This window comes from Humitalea rosea (assembly GCF_003253705.1).
Lineage (GTDB): Bacteria > Pseudomonadota > Alphaproteobacteria > Acetobacterales > Acetobacteraceae > Humitalea > Humitalea rosea.
The window spans coordinates 1-1,128 of sequence record NZ_QKYU01000071.1 but is presented as its reverse complement, the minus strand read 5'-3'; the positions used below and the strand labels follow the sequence as shown (position 1 = coordinate 1,128).

The window sequence follows — 1,128 nt, the reverse complement described above, 5'->3', positions numbered from 1 at the left end:
CGCACGATCCACAGCACGCCTTCGACAAACATGCGGTTGTCGCGCCCCGTCGAGCCCTTCTGATCCGGCCGGCCGATGATCAGCGGCGCCATCCGATCCCACGCCGCATCGCTCAGCACCAATCTGTCCAACACGCCCAAGGCCGCCTCCCCAAAGGCAGCCTTGAATCACGCTCCGCACCTTTCGGGAATCCCTAGAGTCCACACCACCTAGAGGGCGTTGAACCCGGCATAGGCATCCGCCTGCAGGATACCGGCGTAGCCTGCCAGGTGCCTGTTCGGGTGCTCGACCGTGCGGTCGCGCGAATAGCGGAACATCGCCGCCGCTGGCGCCGGGCCAGCAAAGGGCCGGTCGTCGCGCACATAGGTCCAGAGCCGCGCCGTGACGGTCCTCCCCTTGGCCAGCCACGGCACCGTGGTGTCATCGAGCTCGACGCGGCGGTATGGTCGAACAACACCGTGCGAGTGATGGCGCCGGGAGCGACGTTCGATCTGGCGGCGGTGACGCTGTCGGTGACCGCGAGGTCATGGCCTGGGTCGGCACCTCCGGCGGCGGCATCAGCGGTGAGATGATCCGCGACATGATGCTCGACTGCGTCGAACGGCGCTTCGATGCCCTGCGCGCCCCGCAGCCCGTGCAGTGGCTCGCCGACAACGGCTCCGCCTACACCGCCTGGGAGACGATCGACTTCGCCGTCGCCCTGAACCTCGTCGCATGCTTCACGCCCGTCCGCAGCCCAGAGAGCAACGGGGTCTGCGAGGCCTCCGTGAAGACCCTCAAACGCGACTACGTCCGCGTGAACCCAAGGCCAGACGCCATCTCCGTCCTGCGGCGCCTCGCTGAATGGTTCGAGGACTACAACATCGTCCACCCTCACAGCGGCTTGCGCATGCGCTCGCCCCGTGAGTTCATCGCTGCGCAGTCAGCAAACCATGAGGTGCTGCCGGTTTGGTGGGGGCAACTCCACCGAGCCTGCAGCTCGCACATGCGTCGGGCGCCTGCACGGAGGTCCGCGAGGCGCTACGGGCGCTGAGTAAGCGAAGCCTCGGCGCCCTTCTTTCGCGGGTCGGTATGAATGTGCTGGGTCGGCTCCAGGCGTGATGCTTGGAGATGGCTGTATGGACAACG

General features: G+C 66.7%; 3 pseudogenes. 1 reads left to right on the top strand and 2 read right to left on the bottom strand.

The annotated features are described in order from the left end of the window. Both C8P66_RS23405 and C8P66_RS23400 read right to left on the bottom strand, forming a co-directional pair. Positions 1–140, bottom strand: a pseudogene (locus C8P66_RS23405) (IS5/IS1182 family transposase); the annotation flags it as partial. A gap of 72 nt (positions 141–212) precedes the next feature. Continuing rightward, positions 213–437: pseudogene (locus C8P66_RS23400) on the bottom strand (IS66 family transposase); the annotation flags it as partial. A gap of 77 nt (positions 438–514) precedes the next feature. Here C8P66_RS23400 and C8P66_RS23395 point away from each other — a divergent pair. Next, a pseudogene (locus tag C8P66_RS23395) lies at positions 515–922 on the top strand (integrase core domain-containing protein); the annotation flags it as partial. Positions 923–1,128 lie beyond the last annotated feature (206 nt).